Annotated in this window: 9 protein-coding genes; 7 read left to right on the top strand and 2 right to left on the bottom strand. The window is 66.6% G+C overall.

Annotation, left to right across the window (positions count from 1 at the left end; genetic code table 11):
- Positions 1 to 23 precede the first annotated feature (23 nt).
- Positions 24 to 902: a spermidine synthase gene (locus DDQ50_RS01085; protein WP_165829645.1), complete on the bottom strand. Its 879-nt coding sequence runs from the start codon at positions 900 to 902 to the stop codon at positions 24 to 26.
- 435 nt (positions 903 to 1,337) lie between these two features.
- On the opposite strand from DDQ50_RS01085, the gene rpoB reads away from it, so the two are divergent.
- Positions 1,338 to 4,826 (top strand): DNA-directed RNA polymerase subunit beta, encoded by a 3,489-nt coding sequence (gene rpoB, locus DDQ50_RS01080; protein ID WP_116754894.1) that lies wholly within the window; start codon positions 1,338 to 1,340, stop codon positions 4,824 to 4,826.
- 51 nt (positions 4,827 to 4,877) lie between these two features.
- On the top strand, positions 4,878 to 8,753 hold the full coding sequence (locus DDQ50_RS01075) for a DNA-directed RNA polymerase subunit beta' (protein ID WP_116754893.1): 3,876 nt from the start codon (positions 4,878 to 4,880) through the stop codon (positions 8,751 to 8,753).
- 108 nt (positions 8,754 to 8,861) lie between these two features.
- Here DDQ50_RS01075 and DDQ50_RS01070 read toward each other — a convergent pair whose 3' ends face one another.
- The gene (locus tag DDQ50_RS01070; RefSeq protein WP_116754892.1) at positions 8,862 to 9,665 is read right to left on the bottom strand and encodes a tryptophan-rich sensory protein; all 804 of its coding nucleotides are present in this window, start codon (positions 9,663 to 9,665) and stop codon (positions 8,862 to 8,864) included.
- A 227-nt stretch (positions 9,666 to 9,892) separates the two neighbouring features.
- Here DDQ50_RS01070 and DDQ50_RS01065 point away from each other — a divergent pair, with 227 nt between their 5' ends.
- From DDQ50_RS01065 to DDQ50_RS01045, 5 genes are all read left to right on the top strand, one after another.
- On the top strand, positions 9,893 to 10,186 hold the full coding sequence (locus tag DDQ50_RS01065; RefSeq protein WP_133245876.1) for a hypothetical protein: 294 nt from the start codon (positions 9,893 to 9,895) through the stop codon (positions 10,184 to 10,186).
- 538 nt (positions 10,187 to 10,724) lie between these two features.
- Positions 10,725 to 11,306 (top strand): hypothetical protein, encoded by a 582-nt coding sequence (locus DDQ50_RS01060; protein ID WP_116754890.1) that lies wholly within the window; start codon positions 10,725 to 10,727, stop codon positions 11,304 to 11,306.
- A gap of 273 nt (positions 11,307 to 11,579) precedes the next feature.
- Positions 11,580 to 13,250, top strand: coding sequence for a GspE/PulE family protein (locus DDQ50_RS01055; protein ID WP_116754889.1), 1,671 nt, complete (start codon positions 11,580 to 11,582; stop codon positions 13,248 to 13,250).
- 83 nt (positions 13,251 to 13,333) lie between these two features.
- The gene (locus tag DDQ50_RS01050) at positions 13,334 to 14,638 is read left to right on the top strand and encodes a type IV pilus twitching motility protein PilT (protein WP_276308366.1); all 1,305 of its coding nucleotides are present in this window, start codon (positions 13,334 to 13,336) and stop codon (positions 14,636 to 14,638) included.
- Positions 14,635 to 15,867 (top strand): type II secretion system F family protein, encoded by a 1,233-nt coding sequence (locus DDQ50_RS01045; protein WP_116754888.1) that lies wholly within the window; start codon positions 14,635 to 14,637, stop codon positions 15,865 to 15,867. The genes DDQ50_RS01050 and DDQ50_RS01045 overlap by 4 nt, the downstream gene beginning before the upstream one ends.
- The last annotated feature ends 115 nt before the right edge of the window (positions 15,868 to 15,982 follow it).

Below are 15,982 nucleotides of genomic sequence, written 5' to 3'. Positions count from 1 at the left end.
CGCCACTCGTGGGGGAGAAGGGGCTAGTTGCGGGGGAGCTGGAAGATCGACTTGCCCGGCAGGGGGCTCGCCACGGCGGTCGCGTCCGTCACGACCGGGGCGCCGGCGATGAAGTCGCGCAGCTCGCGGCCCGCCACGACCTTCGCCGGGTGCGGGCCCGCGGCCATCAGGCGCGGCAGCCACTCGAGGGGCAGCTGCCCCGGGGAGGCGACGAGGACCACGTTGCCGAACCGCCGCCCCTTGAGGATCTGGGTCTCGGCCAGGGCCGCGACCTCGCCGAACGTCTCCACCAGGGTCGCGGCCTGGCCGCGCGCGAACTGCAGTCCGGGCCCATCGGCGATGTTCACCGCGACGAGACCCGTCGGCGACACCAGCTCGGCCACCTCGCGGTAGAACTCGACCGTCGTCACATGCGCGGGGATGCGGGCGCCGCTGAAGACGTCGACGACGACCAGATCGGTGTTGCCGCGCATCGCGGGGGGCAGGTTGCCGAGCTTCTCCCGTGCGTCCCCGTAGCGGACGCGGATCCCCGAGTCGCGCGGGAGGGGGAGGTGCTCGCGGACGAACTCGACGAGAGCCTGCTCGATCTCGATTACCTGCTGGCGGGAGCCCGGGCGTGTCGCGAGGACGTAGCGCGGCAGCGTCAGGGCGCCCGCGCCGAGATGCACCGCCGAGATGGGCTGCCCCGGATCGCCGATCAGATCGATCACATTGCCGATGCGCTGCACGTACTCGAAGCCCAGCGCCGACGGGTCGTCGAGGTCGACCTGCGACTGCGGTGTGTCGTCGACGACGAGTGTGATCATGCCCGGACGGAATCGGTCGTACTCGAGGAGCGCCTTCTCGCCGCCGGGAAGAGTCATCTCGGCGATGACGCCGGATTCGAAGCGGTACTCAGCCATCGGACGATCCTCTCGCACTCGTGCGCATAGCCGGCCGCGCCCCAAACCGGGGCGGATCGATCAGCGGGGAATCAGCGGAATGCCGCGGAAGAAACGGGGAATACCGGCCCATCTCACCGGGGTTATACCCGACAAGACAGTGACGGTCAAGGATGCCGCTGGACATCGAGGCCGAAGCGACATATAGTAGTCCCTTGCGCTCCCATGTCATCTGCGCTGCCTCGCGGCAGGGCCGAAACGACACAGACAATCACGCCTTCATATTGTGGTCGGCCGTCGTGCGCCCGGACAATCCCCGCTCGAGAACCTTGTCGAGCGCGTCACGTCCCGAGCTGGATTTCACTCTAGCGACCGTCTGGGGAAGTAAGCACTCGCTCGCATAATCAACACACCGACGGAACGACACGGCCCAGATGGGCCTCGGAGGTTATTTCCTTGGCTGCTGCGAAAAACGCAACGTCCACCACCCCCAAGAACGGCCGCGGCGCATCGCGGCTCTCTTTCGCGAAGATCACCGACACCTTGACGGTTCCGGATCTGCTCGCTCTGCAGACCGAGAGCTTCGACTGGCTCGTCGGTTCCGACGCCTGGAAGCAGCGCGTCGAGCAGGGTCAGGCGGAGGGTCGCACCGACCTTCCGACCCGCAGTGGTCTCGATGAGATCTTCGAGGAGATCTCGCCGATCGAAGACCTCGCAGAAACGATGCAGCTCTCGTTCACGAACCCGTTCCTCGAGGAGAAGAAGTACACCCTCGACGAGTGCAAGGAGCGCGGCAAGACCTACGCCGCCCCGCTGTACGTCGAAGCGGAGTTCATGAACCACCTCACGGGTGAGATCAAGACCCAGACGGTCTTCATGGGCGACTTCCCGCTCATGACCGACAAGGGAACCTTCATCATCAACGGCACCGAGCGCGTCGTCGTCTCCCAGCTCGTGCGCTCGCCCGGTGTCTACTTCGACAGCGCGCAGGAGAAGACCTCCGACAAGGACATCTTCTCGGCTCGCATCATCCCGAGCCGCGGTGCCTGGCTCGAGTTCGAGATCGACAAGCGCGACCAGGTCGGCGTCCGCATCGACCGCAAGCGCAAGCAGTCGGTCACCGTCTTCCTCAAGGCCCTCGGTCTGACGAGCGAAGAGATCCTCGACAACTTCAAGGGCTACGCGTCCATCGAAGCCACCCTTGAGAAGGACAACATCCTCACCAAGGAAGAGGCCCTCAAGGACATCTACCGCAAGCTCCGTCCCGGAGAGCAGGTCGCCGCCGAGGCCGCGCGTGCACTCCTCGACAACTTCTACTTCAACAGCAAGCGCTACGACCTCGCGAAGGTGGGTCGTTACAAGATCAACCGCAAGCTCGGTCTCGACGCTCCGCTGACCGACTCGGTGCTCACGGTCGAGGACATCATCGCGACCATCAAGTACCTGGTCGCGCTCCACGACAACCGCACCACCCTCCCCGGTGTGCGCGACGGCGAGCCCGTCGAGCTGCGTCTCGACATCGACGACATCGACCACTTCGGCAACCGCCGCATCCGCGCCGTCGGCGAGCTCATCCAGAACCAGGTCCGCACGGGCCTCAGCCGGATGGAGCGCGTCGTCCGCGAGCGCATGACGACTCAGGACATCGAGGCGATCACGCCGCAGACCCTGATCAACGTGCGCCCCGTCGTCGCCGCGATCAAGGAGTTCTTCGGAACCTCGCAGCTGTCGCAGTTCATGGACCAGAACAACCCGCTCGCCGGCCTGACGCACAAGCGTCGTCTGTCCGCGCTGGGCCCCGGTGGTCTGTCCCGTGAGCGCGCCGGTGTCGAGGTCCGCGACGTCCACCCGTCGCACTACGGCCGCATGTGCCCGATCGAGACCCCGGAAGGCCCGAACATCGGCCTCATCGGTTCGCTCGCCTCGTTCGCGCGGATCAACTCGTTCGGTTTCATCGAGACCCCGTACCGCAAGGTCGTCGACGGTGTCGTCACCGCGCAGATCGACTACCTCACCGCCAGTGAGGAAGACGAGTACCTGGTCGCCCAGGCCAACGCGCCCCTGACGAACGACGCCCGCTTCGCCGAGGCTCAGGTCCTCGTCCGCCCCAAGGGCGGAGAGGTCGAGCTCGTCGACAAGGACCGCGTCGACTACATGGACGTCTCGCCCCGCCAGATGGTGTCGGTCGCGACCTCGCTCATCCCGTTCCTCGAGCACGACGACGCGAACCGCGCCCTCATGGGTGCGAACATGCAGCGTCAGGCCGTCCCGCTGCTGCGCAGCGAGTCGCCGCTCGTCGGAACCGGTATGGAGGGCTACACCGCCATCGACGCGGGTGACGTCGTCATCGCCGAGAAGTCGGGTGTCGTCGCCGAGGTGTCGGCCGATGTCGTCACCATCCAGCTCGACGAGGGTGGAACGCAGAACTACTACCTGCGCAAGTTCGACCGCTCCAACCAGGGCACGTCGTACAACAACCGTGTCGTCGTCGACGCCGGAGAGCGCATCGAGGCCGGTCAGGTCCTCGCCGACGGTCCCGCGACGGAGAACGGCGAGCTCGCACTCGGCAAGAACCTCCTCGTGGCGTTCATGCCGTGGGAGGGTCACAACTTCGAAGACGCGATCATCCTCAGCCAGAACCTGGTGAAGGACGACGTGCTCTCCTCGATCCACATCGAGGAGTACGAGGTCGACGCCCGCGACACGAAGCTCGGCAAGGAGGAGATCACCCGTGACCTCCCCAACGTCAGCCCCGAGCTGCTCGCCGATCTCGACGAGCGCGGCATCATCCGCATCGGCGCCCAGGTCCACCCCGGTGACATCCTGGTCGGCAAGGTCACGCCCAAGGGCGAGACCGAGCTGTCCGCCGAGGAGCGCCTGCTCCGCGCGATCTTCAACGAGAAGAGCCGCGAGGTGCGCGACACCTCGCTGAAGGTTCCTCACGGTGAAGAGGGCACGATCATCGCCGTCAAGGAGTTCTCGGCTGAGAACGACGACGAGCTCGGCTCGGGCGTCAACCAGCGCGTCGTGGTCTACATCGCTCAGAAGCGCAAGATCACCGAGGGTGACAAGCTCGCCGGCCGTCACGGCAACAAGGGCGTCATCTCGAAGATCCTGCCCGTCGAGGACATGCCGTTCCTCGCCGACGGAACCCCCGTCGACGTGGTCCTGAACCCGCTCGGAATCCCGGGCCGCATGAACTTCGGTCAGGTGCTCGAGACCCACCTCGGTTGGGCCGCGAAGCAGGGCTGGGCCGTCGAGGGAAGCCCCGACTGGGCCAAGCGTCTGCCCAAGGCCGCTCACGAGGCCGCGCCCGGCACGAAGGTCGCGACCCCGGTGTTCGACGGTGCCCTCGAGGAGGAGATCGCTGGTCTGCTCGACTCGACGACGCTCAACCGCGACGGCGAGCGTCTGATCGGATCCTCCGGCAAGGCGCAGCTCTTCGACGGCCGCTCCGGTGAGCCCTTCCCCGACCCCGTGTCGGTGGGCTACATGTACATCCTGAAGCTGCACCACCTGGTCGACGACAAGATCCACGCGCGTTCGACCGGTCCGTACTCGATGATCACGCAGCAGCCGCTGGGTGGTAAGGCGCAGTTCGGTGGACAGCGTTTCGGTGAGATGGAGGTCTGGGCCCTCGAGGCGTACGGCGCCGCCTACGCACTGCAGGAGCTCCTGACGATCAAGTCCGACGACATCCTCGGCCGCGTGAAGGTCTACGAGGCGATCGTCAAGGGCGAGAACATCCAGGAGCCCGGCATCCCCGAGAGCTTCAAGGTCCTCATCAAGGAGATGCAGTCGCTGTGCCTGAACGTCGAGGTCCTCTCGGCCGACGGCACCGCGGTCAGCCTGCGCGACACGGACGACGAGGTCTTCCGTGCCGCTGAAGAGCTCGGCATCAACATCTCCTCGCGCTTCGAGTCGTCGTCCATCGACGACATCTGATCCGCAGCTCACTAAAGCAACCTGCATACGTAACGTAGGAAAGAAGAGAAATTGCTCGACGTAACCACTTTTGACGAGCTGCGCATCGGTCTGGCGACTGCCGACGACATCCGCCGCTGGTCGTTCGGTGAGGTCAAGAAGCCCGAAACCATCAACTACCGCACGCTCAAGCCCGAGAAGGACGGTCTCTTCGGAGAGCAGATCTTCGGGCCGAGCCGTGACTGGGAGTGCGCCTGCGGTAAGTACAAGCGTGTCCGCTTCAAGGGCATCGTCTGCGAGCGCTGCGGTGTCGAGGTCACGAAGTCGTCGGTGCGCCGTGAGCGCATGGGCCACATCGAGCTCGCCGCCCCGGTCACGCACATCTGGTACTTCAAGGGTGTGCCGAGCCGTCTCGGCTACCTGCTCGACATGGCGCCGAAGGACCTCGAGAAGGTCATCTACTTCGCCGCGTACATGATCATCGACGTCGACGAGGAGGGCCGTCACGCCGACATGCCCGACCTCGAGAACGAGCTCCGCCTCGAGATCAAGACGCTCAGCGACCAGCGCGACAACCGCATCAACGACCGCCTCAAGAAGCTCGAGGGCGACCTCGCCGCGCTTGAGGAGGAGGGCGCCAAGAGCGACCAGAAGCGTCGCACCAAGGATGGCGCCGAGAAGGAGATGGGCCAGATCCGCAAGTCGTTCGACGAGCAGATCAACCACCTCGAGCGTGTCTGGGACGAGTTCAAGAGCCTCAAGGTCGGTGACCTCAAGCCCGAGGACGCCGTCTTCCACGAGCTCCAGGACCGCTTCGGCATTTACTTCGACGCCTACATGGGCGCCGAGGCCATCAAGAAGCGCCTCGAGGCCTTCGACCTGGCCAAGGAGGGCGAGGACCTCCGTCTCCAGATCTCCGAGGGCAAGGGTCAGAAGAAGATCCGCGCCATCAAGCGCCTGCGTGTCGTCAGCTCGTTCCTCGCGACCGGCAACTCGCCGGCCGCGATGGTCCTCGACGTCGTCCCGGTCATCCCGCCCGAGCTGCGCCCCATGGTGCAGCTCGACGGTGGCCGCTTCGCAACGAGCGACCTGAACGACCTCTACCGTCGCGTCATCAACCGCAACAACCGTCTCCGCCGCCTGCTCGACCTCGGTGCCCCCGAGATCATCGTGAACAACGAGAAGCGCATGCTGCAGGAGGCCGTCGACGCCCTGTTCGACAACGGTCGTCGCGGTCGTCCCGTCACCGGTACCGGCAACCGTGCCCTCAAGTCCCTGAGCGACATGCTCAAGGGAAAGCAGGGTCGCTTCCGTCAGAACCTGCTCGGCAAGCGCGTCGACTACTCCGGCCGTTCGGTCATCGTGGTCGGCCCGCAGCTCAAGCTGCACCAGTGCGGTCTGCCCAAGCAGATGGCTCTGGAGCTGTTCAAGCCGTTCGTGATCAAGCGCCTGATCGACCTGAGCCACGCTCAGAACATCAAGGCCGCGAAGCGCATGGTCGAGCGCAGCCGTCCCCAGGTCTGGGATGTGCTCGAGGAGATCATCCGCGAGCGTCCCGTCCTGCTGAACCGTGCGCCCACGCTGCACCGTCTGGGCATCCAGGCGTTCGAGCCCAAGCTCGTGGAAGGCAAGGCCATTCAGCTGCACCCGCTCGTCTGCGCGGCGTTCAACGCCGACTTCGACGGTGACCAGATGGCTGTCCACCTGCCGCTGTCGGTCGAGGCCCAGGCCGAGGCCCGCATCCTGATGCTCGCCTCGAACAACATCCTGAAGCCGTCCGACGGCCGCCCCGTCGCCCTGCCCTCGCAGGACATGATCATCGGTCTGCACCACCTCACCACCCTCCGCGAAGGCGGAGAGGGCGAGGGCCGTGCGTTCGCGTCGATCGCCGAGGCGATCCTCGCGAAGGACCAGGGCTCGCTGCACCTCAACTCGAAGGTCAAGATCCGCCTCGAAGGCCTGTACTTCGCCGAGGGCCAGACCCCCGAGGACTTCGTCCCCGGCAAGCCGTACCTCATCGAGACCACCCTGGGTCGCGCCCTCTTCAACGAGGCGCTCCCCGTCGACTACCCCTACGTGGAGGCAGTCGCCGACAAGGGCCGTCTCTCGGTGCTGGTCAACGACCTCGCCGAGCGGTACCCGAAGACCGAGGTCGCTGCAACGCTCGACCGCATCAAGGACGCCGGCTTCCACTGGGCCACGCGCTCCGGTGTGACCGTCGCCCTCTCGGACATCCTCACGCCCCCCACCAAGGGTAAGATCATCGAGGGCTACGAGAAGCAGGCCGCGAAGGTGCAGGGCCAGTACGACAAGGGTCTGACCACCGAGGCCGAGCGTCGCCAGGAGCTCATCGAGATCTGGAACAAGGCGACCGCCGAGGTCGCCCAGGCGATGCAGGACAACTTCCCTGCGGACAACAACATCTTCCGCATGGTGTCGTCCGGTGCTCGTGGTAACTGGATGCAGGTCCGTCAGATCGCCGGTATGCGCGGTCTGGTGTCGAACCCCCGTGGTGAGATCATCCCGCGTCCGATCGTGCACTCGTACCGTGAGGGTCTGACCGTCGCCGAGTACTTCATCTCGACGCACGGTGCCCGCAAGGGTCTGGCCGACACGGCTCTCCGCACGGCCGACTCCGGCTACCTGACGCGTCGACTCGTCGATGTCTCGCAGGACGTCATCATCCGTGAGGACGACTGCGGCACCAGCAAGGGTCTCGACCTGCCCATCGCGGCTGACGGAATCCTCGACCCCAACGTCGAGAACTCGGTCTACGCCCGTTCGCTCGCCGCACCCGCGGTGAATGCTGCCGGTGAGGTCATCGCAGAGGCCGGAGAGGATGTCGGAGACGTCCTCATCGAGAAGCTGTTCGCAGCCGGTGTCGAGCACATCAAGGTGCGCTCGGTCCTGACCTGCGAGTCGGCGGTCGGCGTCTGCGCCGCCTGCTACGGCCGCTCGCTGGCCACCGGAAAGCTCGTCGACATCGGAGAGGCCGTCGGCATCATCGCGGCCCAGTCGATCGGTGAGCCCGGAACCCAGCTCACGATGCGCACCTTCCACACCGGTGGTGTCGCGTCCGCTGATGACATCACGCAGGGTCTTCCCCGCGTGCAGGAGCTGTTCGAGGCACGCACCCCGAAGAGCGCGTCGCCGATCGCCGAGGCCGCAGGCCGCATCACGATCGAGGACACCGACCGTCAGCGCCGCATCATCCTCACGCCCGACAACGGCGATGAGGCGCACATCTACCCCGTGCTCAAGCGTGCGACTCTCCTCGTGGAGGATGGCCAGCACGTCGAGCTCGGCACGCAGCTGCACGTCGGGTCGGTCGACCCGAAGGAGGTCCTGCGAGTCAAGGGCGTCCGTGCGGTTCAGCAGCACCTCGTGGACGGCGTGCAGAACACGTACCGCTCACAGGGTGTGCCGATCCACGACAAGCACATCGAGGTCATCGTGCGGCAGATGCTGCGCAAGGTCACCGTCGTCGAGCACGGCGACACCGACCTGCTCCCCGGTGAGCTCGTCGACCGGTCGCGTTACACCGACGTCAACCGTGCGATCCTCGCCGAGGGTGGCCGCCCCGCGTCCGCTCGCCAGGAGGTCATGGGTATCACCAAGGCGTCCCTCGCGACTGAGTCGTGGCTGTCGGCAGCTTCCTTCCAGGAGACGACCCGCGTGCTCACGCAGGCCGCCATGGAGGGCAAGTCCGACTCGCTGATGGGGCTCAAGGAGAACGTCATCATCGGAAAGCTCATCCCCGCCGGTACCGGCCTCGCCAGGTACCGCGACATCAAGGTGGAGCCGACCGAAGAGGCGAAGGCCGAGCGTTACCCGAACCGTCTGTTCGGTGACGACACGGCGTTCTCCGGTGAAGCCGACCTCTCGTTCGTCGACTTCGACGCCTTCACCGGCGGCGAGGACTTCACCCCGGGCGGCACCTACAGCTGACCTCCCCGGGAGGCCGGTCAGGCCTCCCGCGCGGTCAGAGAAAGGCCCCGCATCGACTCCGGTCGGTGCGGGGCCTTTCCCGTTCCGGGAGGGGCCCCGCCGGGGGTTCTAGCGCCAGCCGGCACGGGTCCGCAGCATGAGGGTGGTGGCGACGACGGCTGCGACGGCGGCGACGCACGCCCAGGCGGTCGGCTCCGAGACGAGCGGCCCGGCGAAGCGTGCGACGGCGATCCAGGCGAGGCCCCAGCAGAGAGACAGCGTCGGTGCCAGACGGCCCCTGTCCTTCACCGCGAGCAGCACACCGACCAGGCCCGCTATGAGGGCCACCAGGCCGCCCCAGAAGTCGGCGCTGATCCCGAGTCCGTCGAACCCCGCGGCCACGAGGACCGCCGCCACGTTCGCGACGGTCGCGACGCACACCCAGCCGAGGTAGAGGCCGATGGTGCCGTCGGTCACGACCGCATCGACCCTGCTGGTCGGTTGCTCGGCGAGGGTGCGGGAGAAGGCCCAGATCAGCACGACCAGGAGAGCGACCACGATCGGCACGCTCAGCGCCAACAGGTCGAACTGGATGCTGAGGATCCACGCCGCATTGAGGAGGAGAGAGGCCGCGACGGGGTAGCCGAGCAGGCGATGCCGACGGGCCGCCCTCTGCGCGGGGAGCAGCTGCCAGACGGCGTACCCCAGGAGCCCGAGGTAGATCACGCTCCAGATGGAGAACGCGGGCCATCCGGGGGCGACCTGCGTCGCGTCCGCGGCGAGTGCGCCTCCTGCGGCCTCGTTGATCGGCGTTCCGCCCGCCGCGCCGGATCCGACGAAGGAACCCACGACGGCGATGACGGCGCTCACCCCCACGACGACCTGTCGCACGGTGTCGGCGGCGGGTGTGCGCGTGACTGCGATGCTCGACATTGCTGGTCTCCTCCGGCGATGCCGGCCGGCGGGCTGCGCCGGGCGATCGGCTTCGTGCACGAAACCGTAGCGAGCGTTCTCGGGTGACGGCTGAACCGATGGGGGTGTTCTCGTGGGCCAACGGGTGGCACCCCAAGGCGGGTATCGCACTTTTTCGCACGCAGGAATACCTTGTGTCCACGGACGCGCTCTTCGGGGGAATCAGCGGTCCGCTGGGGGAAAGAAAGATGACTTTGATCGCTGAGCCTTCTCGCGGGGCGCAGGCCGAATCGGTGAGCGTCGACACGCAGCCGTTCGACTTCACCGGAAGCGACTTCTGGGGTAGCGCGGTGCGCGGAAGCATCGTCGCCCTCGACGCCGCCGATGCGATGCACGCACTGCTCTCGCGCCGCATCACCGCTGACACGGTGCAGGAGCAGAGCCGCGAGCGCGGTCCCTACACCGTCGAGATCACCGTGGTTCCGAGACCCTCGGCGAGCGTCGGCGAGCTGGTGCGGAGGGTCATCGCCAACCGGCGCTGACCCGTTCCCGGGCCGCAGGGTCCGGACCGAATCGAACTTGTGAAAGAAACGCCCTTCCGAATTAGGAAGGGCGTTTTCTCATTCCCCCGGGAATTTTGTTCTCGGTGACAACCAGGTGCGAAATGGATAATGGGGACAAACCATGTCCCCCTAAGTGCCGACACCCGGGTTGGGGACTTTTGGGGGGTCCTGCGAGAACGTAAAGTCTTCAACAAGGAGTCGGGGGGCTCCGATGGTGCGGCGCTGGGGGGCGCCGCACCCTAACTTCACAAGAGGCCCGCAGAAATGCGGGCCTCTTTCCTTTAACCCGACCGCCGGTGGCATGACCCCCTTTTGCGGACCTATCGGGCGACGCGCGGCGTCCCTAACGTGGAAACACGTCGATTACCCGGTCGACTCGCGGAAACGGCCACCCACCGTCCCGCTCAGACTTCACACCACCCGGACCCAAGGTGACGTTCACATTGAACGCGCACGCCTCCCGCCCAGGACGGCACGCGCAACCCCTCAACTCCACGGCATCCGTCGGAGCTCTCTCATGAGCATCCTGCGCCCGTACCGACTCGAGCGCGAGCTCGACAGCGCCTTCTACCACTGGCTGGCCTGGCTCCCGCAGTGGACGCCCGCCACGACTCGTCGCCGCGGCAACATCTGCGCGCAGTGCCCGCGGTTCGTCGACGCCCTCGGGCTCGACGAGATCCCGCACGGGCCGCTGCACGGGCTCTTCGGCGCGGTCGAGACACTCCTCGCCCAGCAGTTCGACCGCGAGGTGAGCGCGCAGTTCCCTGCTCTGCGAGCCCGCGGAGAATGGGTCGTCGGTGTCGAAGCCGGCGTCGTGCGCGTCTTCACCAGTCAGGGCGAGTCTCTCGACACCGTCCTCGAACGCGCGGAGCACGGGGGCCACGGCCTCCTGCAGCCCGTTCCGACCTGGGTCAATCCCGAAGAGGCCGCGGATGCCCGGATCGCGCTCATCCGCAGTTACTGGTCGCTCTTCGAGGCGGCGGTCGCCCGTCTCGGCGTGCACAAGTCCCTCATCCTCCGCGCCATCGACGCCCACGTCGAACCCAAGGTGCGCCGCCTCGCCGACGAACTCGTCGCCGAGGTCTGCGGCGCCGCCTGACCCGCAGTCCGTTCCCACCGCTCACCCCGCGGTCCGTTCACCCACCCCTGAAACCCCCGACACCCCCCACCTCCCGCGCGGGAGGCCCTTGCCCGAGGAGTACCCGTGTCCCAGTCGTCCCTGCTCACCAGTCCCCCAAATGACGGACCCCCTGTTGAGGGATCGTCCTCCGCCGCTCTGATCGATAGCGTTGGACGTGAAGTCGGGGGGACTTCGTCGGAGTCGCCGCGCCGCGGTGACAACGATCTGACCTTCCGCATGTCAGGGGGACGTGTGGCAACGCTTACCGAGATTCTCGTCATCCGCGGACTCGTTCCGCCGGAGACGCTCGAGAGCGCGGGTGAACGCGGCGACGACGCGACGATCCAGAGCCTTCTCGAGGGCGGGACGATCTCCGAGTCGCAGGTCGCGACCGCTCGTGCGGTCCGGGCGAACGTCGCGACGGTGGAGCTCATCGACTACGCCGTCGACCCCGCAGCCATCTCGCTCGTCCCCGCCGCCATGTGCCGCCGGTACGAGATCCTCCCCATCGCCGTCGACGGCAACAAGCTCGTCCTCGCCATGGTCGACCCGGGCGACCTGTTCGCCCTCGACGACGTCCGCGCCGTGACCGGCCTGCTGGTCGAGCCCCGCGTCGCCGTCCGCGCCGACCTCCTCGCCGCGATCGACCTGCACCTGCGGGCCGACGGCGAGATGAGCGACCTGACGAGCGAGCTGGAGCGCGAGCACGGCACGAACGAGGAGACGGCGCACACCGGAACCCTCGTTGAGGACACCGACGACGACGCGCCCATCGTGCGCTTCGTGAACCTTCTCATCAGCCAGGCGATCCAGGACCAGGCGTCCGACATCCACATCGAGCCCGGCGAGAACGAGGTCGCGGTGCGGTACCGCATCGACGGCGTGCTGCACCAGATGCAGAGCGCGCCGAAGGCGATCCAGAACGGCGTCATCTCGCGCCTCAAGATCATGGCCGACATCGACATCGCCGAACGTCGCCGCCCGCAGGACGGCCGCATCTCGGTCGCTCACGGCAGTAAGCAGATCGACCTCCGCGTCGCGACCCTCCCCACCGTGTGGGGCGAGAAAGTCGTCATGCGAATCCTCGACAACGCGAACACGGCCATGGCGGTCAGCGAGCTGCGCATCCTCGACCGCAACCTCGAGAACTTCGAGAAGGCGTACAAGAAGCCCTACGGCATGATCCTCGTCACCGGCCCCACGGGTTCGGGCAAGTCGACCACCCTGTACACGACGCTCCGTGCCGTCGCCCGTCCCGAGATCAACGTCATCACGGTCGAGGACCCGGTGGAGTACCTCATGCCGGGCATCAACCAGGTGCAGGTCAACCCGAAGGCCGGCCTCACGTTCGCGAGCGCGCTCCGCTCGATCCTCCGCAGCGACCCCGATGTGGTCCTCCTCGGTGAGATCCGCGACCACGAGACCGCGCAGATCGCGATCGAGGCGTCTCTGACCGGCCACCTCGTGCTCTCCACGCTCCACACGAACGACGCCCCGAGCGCCGTCACGCGTCTGACCGAGATGGGCATCGAGCCCTTCCTCGTCGGCTCGGCTCTCGACTGCATCGTCGCCCAGCGTCTCGCGCGCAAACTGTGCGACCGGTGCAAGGAGCCGTACGACCACGACATCAACAAGCTGGTCCCGCTCCGCTTCGGACTCTTCCAGGGTCAGGCCGTACCGCAGATCTACCGTCCGGTCGGCTGTTCGTCGTGCTCCGGCACCGGCTACCGCGGGCGCATCGCCGTGCACGAGGTCATGCCGGTCAGCGAGGAGATCGAGCGACTCGCGGTCGAGCGCGCCTCGAGCCTGACGATCGCGAAGACCGCCATCGAGCAGGGCATGACGACCCTGCGCGAGGACGGCTGGGCGAAGATCAAGATGGGGCTGACCAGCGTCGAAGAGATCTTGCGAGTGGTCGCATAAGCGATCGCTCCACCGTAGGAAACGCAACCGGGGGGAAGCGTCTGATGGAAGAATTTGCACGGCCCGATACAACGGGTCGACCCGTGTGGGATCTCAGCGGGGGCGGTACCGCCGCGCCTCGTGCCACTACGGGAGTTGCGACGGCTCAGCCCGACTGGGCCCGTCAGGCGCCGGCACCGGCACCCGTCTCCTACGAGGAGCCGGCTCGGGTGCGTGCCCCAGGCGCAGACCCGGAGCTGATCGCAGCTCTGCAGGCGGTCGTCGACCTGGGCGCGTCCGACCTCCACGTCACGGCGGGAGCGACGCCGATGCTGCGCGTCGACGGCGAGCTGCGCAAGGCGCCGGACTCGCCGATCTGGTCGAAGGCGAAGACGTCGAGTGCGCTGCGCAGCATTCTGACCCCTGAGCAGTGGGAGCGGTTCGAGCGGGAGCTCGAACTCGACTTCGCGTACTCGATCTCCGAGGACTCGCGCTTCCGCGTCAACTTCTATCAGCAGCGCGACGCGATCGGCGGTGCGTTCCGCATCATCCCGACCGAGATCAAGCGGCTCGAGGCCCTCGGGGTCCCCGACGCGGTCGGACGGTTCGCCGGACTGCCGCGCGGACTCGTGCTCGTCACCGGGCCCACCGGTTCGGGCAAGTCGACCACCCTCGCGGCGCTGATCGACCTGGTCAACACGTCGCGCCCCGATCACATCGTGACCGTCGAGGACCCGATCGAGTTCATGCACGGCAACAAGCGCGCCATCGTCAACCAGCGCGAGGTCGGCAGTGACACCCACAGCTTTGCCGCCGCACTGAAGCACGTGCTGCGTCAGGACCCCGACGTGATTCTCATCGGCGAACTCCGCGACCTCGAGACCATCTCCGTCGCCCTGACCGCTGCCGAGACCGGCCACCTGGTGTTCGCGACCCTGCACACGCAGAATGCGGCTCAGACCATCGACCGTGTGATCGACGTCTTCCCGCCGCACCAGCAGGGCCAGGTGCGGGCGCAGCTCGCCGCGACCCTGCAGGGCGTCGTCTGTCAGACCCTCGTCAAGAAGGCCAGCGGCCAGGGTCGTGTCGTCGCGACCGAGATCATGTTCGTCACGCCCGCCATCGCGAACCTCATCCGCGAGGGCAAGACCTACCAGATCCCGTCGTCGATGCAGGCGGGCCGCGCTCTCGGCATGCACACGATGGACCAGAACCTCGCCGAGCTCGTCGACAGCGGCACGATCAGCCACGAGGCGGCCATCGAGAAGGCTCAGGATCTCGAGGGTCTCAAGCAGCTCATCCACCGCGGTGCGCCGGCCAGCCGGGGCATGGGGAACGCGTTCGACATCGCGTCCACTGATCCGGCCGGCGGCGTGGCTGCCGGCACCGGGCGCCGGAGTCTCGCGTGAGCACGGCGGTCAGGGCGTGGAGCTACCGGGGTCGCGATCTCGGCGGCAAGGTCGTCAAGGGCAAGCTCGACGCACCCAATGAGGGCGCAGTCGTCACACGGCTGCGGGGGATGGGCCTGTCGCCGATCGCCATCGAGGAGGCGGCTGCCGGCACCGGTCTGAATCGCGACATCGCGATCCCCGGTTTCGAGAAGAAGGTCGGGCTCAAGGACCTCGCGGTCATGAGCCGGCAGATGGCGACGATGGTCTCAGCGGGTCTGTCCCTGCTGCGCACGCTCACGATCCTGTCCGAGCAGACCGAGAACAAGAAGCTCGCCGAGACGCTGGCCGATGTGCGGAACGAGGTGGAGCACGGCGCTTCGCTGTCGACCGCGATGTCGCGTCATGCGATGGTCTTCCCGCCTCTGATGATCAACCTCGTGCGGGCCGGTGAGACGGGCGGATTCCTCGAGGGGGCCCTCGAGTCGGTGGCCGGCAACTTCGAGGCCGAGCACAAGCTGAAGTCGACGATCAAGTCGGCGCTGACCTATCCCGTCGTGGTGCTGAGTATGGCGGTGATCGCCGTGATCGGCATGCTGATCTTCATCGTCCCGGTCTTCAAGACCATGTTCGAGAACCTCGGCGGCACCCTTCCGCTTCCCACCCAGATGCTGGTCTGGCTGTCGGAGGGCATGCAGTTCGCGGCGCCAGTGCTGATCGTCGTGGGTATCGCTGTCGCCGTCTGGTGGGGCAAGAACAAGTACACCGACCGGGTGCGCGGGTTCGTGGATCCGCTCAAGCTCAAGATCCCGGTGTTCGGGATGCTGTTCAAGAAGGTGGCCGTCGCGCGGTTCACGCGCAACTTCTCGACGATGATCGCCGCCGGTGTGCCGATCCTGCAGTCGCTCAGCGTGGTGGGGGAGACCTCCGGCAGCTGGGTCATCGAGCAGGCGCTCAAGCGGGTGCAGGAGTCCGTGCGGGCCGGCAAGTCGATCGCGGGACCGCTGAGCACCGAGCCGGTTTTCCCGGCCATGGTGACGCAGATGATCGCCGTGGGTGAGGACTCCGGATCCCTCGAGCAGATGCTCGCGAAGATCGCGGACTTCTACGACGACGAGGTCCAGTCGACCACCGAGGCGCTCACGTCTCTCATCGAGCCGCTCATGATCGCCGTCATCGGCGTCGTGGTCGGCGGAATGATCGTCGCCCTCTACCTCCCCATCTTCAACATCTTCACCCTCATCAAGTAGCTTTCGCCGGCCATTTCTGTACCCCGGAGTGGGGGTCACCCCCTCAATAAGTGCCACAACAACTGGGGACAGCAAAATGGCCAATGTCCCCCATTACGCGGACTGTGCCCAGGGT

Origin of the sequence: Amnibacterium flavum (assembly GCF_003097495.1) — a bacterium.
In the GTDB taxonomy this organism is placed as follows: Bacteria; Actinomycetota; Actinomycetes; order Actinomycetales; family Microbacteriaceae; genus Naasia; species Naasia flava.
This window is presented reverse-complemented; position numbering and strand designations above follow the sequence as displayed.